Below are 6,121 nucleotides of genomic sequence, written 5' to 3'. Positions count from 1 at the left end.
CGCCGACGCCACCAAGCAACAGCCCGCCGCAGCCACTACCGACAACGGTCAACTGACCAACTCACCGGATAGATCACGAAACCGCACTGGAGTACTAGTGGCTGCCGGTGAGTTCGCCGCTGAGCTTTTTGTGGATCTGGGCGCTCGGGTTGTTCAGGCCGATGATCTCGACGGTCTTGCCGCGCTGGGCGTACTTCGTCTCGATCGCATCCAGGGCGGCCACGGAAGAGGCGTCCCAGATGTGTGCCGCGCTGAGGTCGATGACGACCTTGTCGGGGTCGGTGGCGTAGTTGAACTGTCCGACGAGGTCGTTGGAGGCGAAGAACAGCTCGCCGGTCACGGAGTACACCACCGTACTGCCATCGGGGTCAGTGACCGCGGTGACGCTGGCGAGGTGGGCGACGCGCTTGGCGAAGATCACCATGGCGGTGACGGAGCCGACGACGACACCGATGGCCAGGTTGTCGGTGGCGACTACACAGGCCACGGTGATGACCATGACGACGATCTCGCCGACGGGCATCCGCTTGAGGGTTTTGGGTGCGATGGAGTGCCAGTCGAAGGTCGAGAAGGACACCATCACCATCACGGCGACCAGCGCGGCCATCGGGATGTCGGAGACAACCGGACCGAAGACGATGCACAGCACCATCAGGAACGAACCCGCCAGGAACGTGGAGAGGCGGGTGCGGGCCCCGGACACCTTCACGTTGATCATGGTCTGGCCGATCATGGCGCAGCCGCCCATGCCGCCGAAGAAGCCGGTGACGATGTTGGCGATGCCCTGGCCGATGGACTCCCGGGTCTTGGAGGAGTGGGTGTCTGTGATGTCGTCAACGAGCTTGGCCGTCATCAGCGATTCCATCAGGCCGACCAGCGCCATGGCGAGCGCGTAGGGGGCAATGGTGGTCAGGGTGTCCATCGTGAACGGCACGTCCGGCAGGCCGGGCACGGGCAGCGAGGAGGGCAGCTCGCCCTTGTCGCCCACGGTCGGCACCGCGATCCCGGCCGCGACCGTGATCACAGTGAGGATGACGATCGAGACGAGAGGGGCCGGGATCACCTTGGTGACCTTCGGGAAGAACACCATGAGCGCCAGACCGCCGACGATGAGCGGGTAGACGGGCCAGGGCACGTCGTGCATCTCGGGGACCTGCGCCATGAAGATGAGGATGGCGAGGGCGTTGACGAAGCCGACCATCACCGAGCGCGGCACGAACCGCATCAGCTTCGCGACGCCGAGCGCGCCGAGAATGATCTGGAAGACGCCGGCCAGGATGACAGCGGCGATCAAGTAGCCCAGGCCGTGTTCACGGTTGAGCGGGGCGATGACCAGGGCGATGGCACCGGTCGCAGCGGAGATCATCGCGCGGCGCCCGCCGACGATGGAAATGGTCACGGCCATCGTGAAGGACGCGAACAGGCCGATGGCGGGATCGACTCCCGCGATGATCGAGAAGGAGATCGCCTCGGGGATCAGCGCGAGGGCGACGACGAGGCCGGCCAGGACCTCAGTACGCCAGACCTTTGGGTCGTTCAGCCACTCGGGCTTGAGGCCGCGCAGCCGCGCGGCCGGGGACAGTGCGGACGTAGACAAGAGCAGGTACCTGTCGTGCTCGGCCACACCCGTCGTCGTTGCGGGGCGTGCAGGAGGGCGCCGGAGGGCCGGGGCGGCCATCCGCGGAGCCCGCGTACGGCGGGCTGAAGTTCAGAAGGGCGGCAGGCGCGGGCGGGAGTGCCGCGGGCGCTGCTCGGGGGTGAAGGATCACGGTGGGCAGACGGCGGCGCCGGGCATCATGGGCATGCGCACGCTCTCTCCTGCAGGCATCGGTCTTCGCCGGGGCATCGTCGGCCCCGGCACGGCTGACTGACGGTCACGGGAGCGATCCCGCACCATGAGAGCGGGGACGGCACGGAGCCGACTCCACGATCACATACTCTACCCTAACGTTAGGGTAGAGATCGACGTCGGCCGTCTGTGGCCTCGGTGACAGAAGAGGAAGGGCGCCCGCGTGGGCAGCGAGCACATGCAGATCGGTGAGGTCGCCGTGTGGACCGAGCTGTCCCTGCGCGCCATCCGGCACTATGAGGAGACCGGCCTGGTCATCCCCTCCGCCCGCTCCCAGGGCGGGTTCCGGCTCTACGCCGAGGCCGATGTCGGCCGCCTCATGGTCATCCGCCGGATGAAGCCGCTCGGCTTCACCCTGGATGAAATGCGCGACCTTCTGGCGGCCACAGACCGTCTCGACTCCGATGAGCATCCCGAAGCCGCCGCCGGGCGGGAAGCGTTGCCGGAGCGGGTGCGCGGCTGCGAGCAGGCCGCCGTCCGCAAGGTCGAGGAGCTGCGCGTCCAGCTGGAGCGCGCCGAGGACTTCGCCGCCCTCCGCAACCGGCTGACGGTTGCCGGCTCCGAGAACGCCTTTCCCGCTGACCCGGCCACGCACTCCTGACGCGGCCGCGCGTCACCGGCCTTTCTGTGCCGTGTGGGGCACGTAACCGTGGAGGAAGGCCCTCTACCTGCCAGTCGTTGCCACGGCCGTCCGTCCGGACCAACGGGGCCGGGCCATGAGCTATCACGCCACGATCATGATGGTGGGCAGCATCGCCGTCGCACCGCTCGGCGGCTGGCTGGCCGACGCGTACGGATGGCGTGCCGTGCTCTGGGTGAAGGCGCCCCTGCTCCTCGCCGCCGCCGTCCTCGGACTGGTCGCGGTCCCCTCACGCGCGGGTGGCGCACCCAGCCCCGAGCACGCGGGGCGGGCGCTGGCCGGCGACGTGCTGCTGGTCGGAACGGCGGTCACCGCCGCCCTGCTGGCCATCGAGCAGATCGCGCGCCGCCCCCTGTGGGCAGCAGCCCTTGCCCTCCTCGCGCTCGCCATGGGCGCTGGATGGACCCGCAGCCGTACGTCCCGTCCGGTCCTCGCGCTGGTGCGACGGGGGCAACTGGGCTGGCCCACGCTGGCGCTCATGTTCAACTCCTCGGTCGTCGGCCTGATCACCTTCTCGCTGCCGTTCTTCATCAGCGATGTGATGCACCGCGGCCCTCAGCTCCTGAGCACCGCCTTGGTGTTCTTCATCGCCGCCAGCGCTGTGATCACGCCACTGGCCGGGCTGTTGGCCGACCGCTTCCGCCCTCTGCCGGTGGCGACCTTGGGTGGCGCCACGACGGTAGCGGGCCTGCTCCCGATGCTCACCTTGGCAGCGAATGCGAGCCTGTTCGACCTAGCCTGGCGGATGGCGATACTGGGCGCCGGGATGGCGCTGTTCAACTCGCCGATCATGACCGCCATCCTGGATGCCACCCCCGAGCACCACACCGGGACCACAGGCGGCATCACCAACCTCGCCCGCACTCTGGGGACTGCCCTCGGCCCGGCACTGGCCTGGCCGCGCTGACCCTGGCCGCCTTCGCTGCGCTCCTCGCAGCCAGCAGCACCAGTCGGCATGGATTCTGACCGGAGCGCCAGCGCGGGCCCGCGGGCGGCCCGGTCGGTCGTGGGAGAGCCGGGAAGCATCCGCCGCCCTGCTCGCTCGATGAGTCGAAGGTTCAGGAGGGCCGCGGCCGCCTGCGCGATGCGTTGGCCGACAAGAACACTCGCGCCCGGGCTGGGTGTGCCGACTCATTGCTCCCCATCCGGCCACCGGGGTCTATCCGGTGAGGTTGGCCAGGTAGGAGGTGCAGGGCCCGGTTCCAGTCACTTCCGCGTGAAGACTGCGGGGATGAGAGTCCAGCCCGTGGACCTCGCATCGTGCTGAGTCCTCAGTGACTCCCAGAGACAGCGTTTAGACTCAAGTGGCCCGAACAGCCGTGTAGTTCGTTACGAGAGAGCGGCGCCGAAAAGGCGACACCGAGGCGGCCGCGTCAACGCGCCAGGGGTCGGAGACAGACGGCCCTCGGTGCCTTCGCCGACACTCTCTGAAAGGGGCTACATGGAACTGGCGGGATGGGTGACTGTAGGGACTGCCGCGGTCGTTGGGGGCTTCACTGTTGTGGGGCACCTCTTCGACCAGGTTCCCGCGCTCTCCCAGAAGATGATCGCTGCGATTCGGTCTGTTCGCGCGGTGCGCGACGAAGTGAAGGCCACTCGGGAGTGATCAAGAGCCCCGTCGGGGTGGGCCCTGGCTCCCCGACGGGGCTTGCCCCGGGCTGACAGTGCCTTCCGATCACGCATCTGATGCTATTCCCCGGAACTTCAGCGGACCGGCCACCGGCAAGAACGCGCGCGTCACGACAGGAACCGCGAGCCCCGCCGCCAAGCCGGTCCAGGACCCTGCTCAGTGCGGAGATGACTCACTGGATCAGGCCGGTGTGCGGATGATCCGGGGACTCCGGGCAGACGTAGAGTTGCAGATGGCTACTCCTGGAGACCTGGGCCCTCATGATCGCCCTGTACGGCACCGTGCTCACCTCCGGCGCCGCAAGCCTCGCCCCTGGCCTCTGGGTCGCCGATCGACTCCACCTCGATCGCGACGGGTGCACGGTCGCCGCGACCGGCACCGAGGACATCCTCGCCGCGCTGTTCCGGCTGAGGGAACCGGACCAGTCGGCCGATGTCCCAGAGCCGGAACGAGAAGACCCGTACCGGCTCCGGTCGGTGAATGATCACGGCATGACACCTGGCGAGGGCACGCCCAGCACCTCGCGGCCGAGGGCGGGACGGGAGCTCACCGCCGCATCGCGACCGACTCGTCCCGGCCCTCTTGTGGCGCAGGCAGAGCCAAGGCCATCACCGCAACACCCGCGCACACAGCCGCCGTCGCCACGAATACGGCCCTGTACGACAGGTCCGGTCCACCGCCGGCGGTCGCGAGGGTGACGAGGGCGGCGAGCCCGACGACACCGCCGAGTTGGCGAGTGGTGTTCATCAGCCCGGAGGCTGCCCCTGCATCCTGCTCGCGGATGCCCGAGGTGACGGTGGTGGTGATCGGGGTGATGAGCAGCCCCATACCGGCGGACATGACGATCGCGGGCCCGAGCAGGCCGTCCAGGTATCCACTGCCCGTGCTGATACTGCTCTGCCAGAGGAAGCCGACGGCGCTGAGGACGGCGCTGAGGACGATGAGACCGCGGGCGCCGGTGCGCTCCATGACGGTGGGAGCGAGCCGGGCGGCCGCGATACCGACAAGCGTATGGGGCAGGAAACCGACGCCCGTGGCCAAGGCCCCGTAGTGGAGGACGTCCTGCATGTACAGCGACAGGAAGTACCACATGGGGATGAAGCAGCAGCCGGCCAGCAGCATGGTTACGTTGCCCGCCCAGATCGGTCGCAGCCGCACCAGGCCCGGCGGCACCAGGGGGGCTGTCGCGTACCGGGCCTCCGTCACCGCGAACGCGATCAGCGCCACGGCACTGACCGCCAGGCCCGTCAAAGTGGCCGGCCCCGTCCAGCCCTGTGTTCCGGCCTGGTTGACCCCGTAGACGAGCGCGGTGACGCCCAGTGTGGCCAGCACCGCCCCGGGGACGTCGAGCCTGCCGGACGCCGCGCGGGAGCGATCGGCCGGCAGCAGGCGCAGGGTAGCAAGGATGGCTACAGCGCCGATCGGCACGTTGATCAGCAGGATCCACCGCCATGACAGTGTGTCGGTCAGGACGCCGCCGATCAGGTTGCCCGCCGCGCCTCCGGCGGAACTGACGGCAGTCCAGATCGCCAACGCCTTGGTGCGGCCAGGCCCTTCGGGGAAGGTGGTGGTCAGGATGGTCAACGTGGCCGGGGCCAGCACCGCGGCGCCCAGGCCCTGCACCGCGCGCATGGCGATCAGCAGACCAGGGCCGGCGGCGAGTCCGCCCACCAGGCTGGAGACGGAAAACAACACCAGCCCCCACACGAACGCCCGCCGACGGCCGAACAGGTCCGCGAGCCGGCCGCCGAGAAGCAGGAAGCCCGCGAAGACCAGCGCGTAGCTGCCCACGACCCACTGCAGTCCCGCAGCGTCGAAGCCGAGCGCGGTCTGGATCGACGGCAGCGCGACGTTCACCACCGACACGTCGAGCACCACCATGAACTGTGCCGCGCAGGCCAGCCATAACAGCGCTGCCTGACGGGGCGCCAGTGCGCCTGTCTCTTCCTCGTAGTCGATTGATCCGTCGGCGGCACAGGCTTCGCGTTGTCCCATCTTTCTT

The 6,121-nt window shown here is 68.7% G+C and carries 5 protein-coding genes; 2 read left to right on the top strand and 3 right to left on the bottom strand.

The window, feature by feature from the left end:
* Nucleotides 1–94: 94 nt before the first annotated feature.
* Entirely contained in the window at nt 95–1,597 is a 1,503-nt protein-coding gene (locus tag IG90_RS0129305; RefSeq protein WP_030590947.1) for a SulP family inorganic anion transporter, read from the bottom strand.
* A gap of 415 nt (nt 1,598–2,012) precedes the next feature.
* On the opposite strand from IG90_RS0129305, the gene IG90_RS0129300 reads away from it, so the two are divergent.
* Together IG90_RS0129300 and IG90_RS0129295 are read left to right on the top strand one after the other, a co-directional pair.
* On the top strand, nt 2,013–2,450 hold the full coding sequence (locus IG90_RS0129300) for a MerR family transcriptional regulator (protein ID WP_051860304.1): 438 nt from the start codon (nt 2,013–2,015) through the stop codon (nt 2,448–2,450).
* A 67-nt stretch (nt 2,451–2,517) separates the two neighbouring features.
* Complete coding sequence (locus IG90_RS0129295; RefSeq protein ID WP_267958701.1) at nt 2,518–3,396, top strand: MFS transporter; 879 nt, start codon at nt 2,518–2,520, stop codon at nt 3,394–3,396.
* Nucleotides 3,397–4,355: 959 nt separating this feature from the next.
* Here IG90_RS0129295 and IG90_RS0129285 read toward each other — a convergent pair.
* Both IG90_RS0129285 and IG90_RS0129280 read right to left on the bottom strand, forming a co-directional pair.
* Complete coding sequence (locus IG90_RS0129285; RefSeq protein WP_030590941.1) at nt 4,356–4,607, bottom strand: hypothetical protein; 252 nt, start codon at nt 4,605–4,607, stop codon at nt 4,356–4,358.
* Nucleotides 4,608–4,665: 58 nt separating this feature from the next.
* On the bottom strand, nt 4,666–6,114 hold the full coding sequence (locus IG90_RS0129280; protein ID WP_078585452.1) for an MFS transporter: 1,449 nt from the start codon (nt 6,112–6,114) through the stop codon (nt 4,666–4,668).
* Nucleotides 6,115–6,121: the final 7 nt, after the last annotated feature.

Source organism: Streptomyces anulatus, assembly GCF_000721175.1.
GTDB lineage: Bacteria > Actinomycetota > Actinomycetes > Streptomycetales > Streptomycetaceae > Streptomyces > Streptomyces anulatus_C.
Note: the sequence above shows the minus strand (reverse complement) of the source record. Positions and strands in the feature narration are given on the sequence as shown.

Coding starts and splice junctions, on each gene's coding strand:
- IG90_RS0129280 (WP_078585452.1), bottom strand. CDS start 6,114: ATGGGACAACGCGAAGCCTGTGCCGCCGACGGATCAATCGACTACGAG.